Genomic DNA, 631 nt, shown 5'->3' with positions numbered 1-631 from the left:
TCGGTAATTAGGACTAAGTCGTAACAAGGTAGCCGTACCGGAAGGTGCGGCTGGATCACCTCCTTTCTAAGGAGCACTCGAGGATGCCTCTGTGATACAGGGCTACCAACCTCGTAGCCATTTCGGGAACACATGTTTCCCGGTGGCGCTCATGGGTGGAACATTGACATTGTGACCAGGACGAGTCGTCGTCTTCCAAGTACGTTCCTTCGGGAATGGGAACGGGGGATGGCGGGGGTGCCTGGTCTTTGCACGCTGTTGGGTCCTGAGGGACCAGACCGGGGCTGCCTGATAAGGGTGGCTTGGGACTGAGAACTTGTGGACCTTGCCCTGGTTCCCTTTGTGGGGGCCAGGTGGGGTACTACCCGTACTTTGAGAACTACACAGTGGACGCGAGCATCTTGAATACTCGCAATGGTTGACGTACCGGTCTTCGGATTGGTGGGTTGGTTGTTGTGGGTTTCAAAGAATGTATCAATGAGGTTTCCCTTTATTGGGGGACCTGCATTGGTCTTTAGCAATTTTGTTGACAAGTTTCTAAGAGCAAACGGTGGATGCCTTGGCATGTAGAGCCGAAGAAGGACGTATAAATCTGCGATAAGCCTCGGGGAGCTGATAATAGAGCTGTGAG

The 631-nt window shown here is 52.9% G+C and carries 2 rRNA genes; both read left to right on the top strand.

Going from position 1 to position 631, the window contains the following annotated elements:
* Positions 1-66: ribosomal RNA gene (locus tag DL891_RS16610) — 16S ribosomal RNA — on the top strand; the annotation flags it as partial.
* Positions 67-527: 461 nt separating this feature from the next.
* Positions 528-631: ribosomal RNA gene (locus tag DL891_RS16605) — 23S ribosomal RNA — on the top strand; the annotation flags it as partial.

It is taken from the genome of Homoserinimonas sp. OAct 916 (assembly GCF_003260275.1).
Lineage (GTDB): Bacteria > Actinomycetota > Actinomycetes > Actinomycetales > Microbacteriaceae > OACT-916.
The sequence above is the reverse complement of the archived record's forward strand: the minus strand, read 5'-3'. Positions and strand labels throughout refer to the sequence as shown.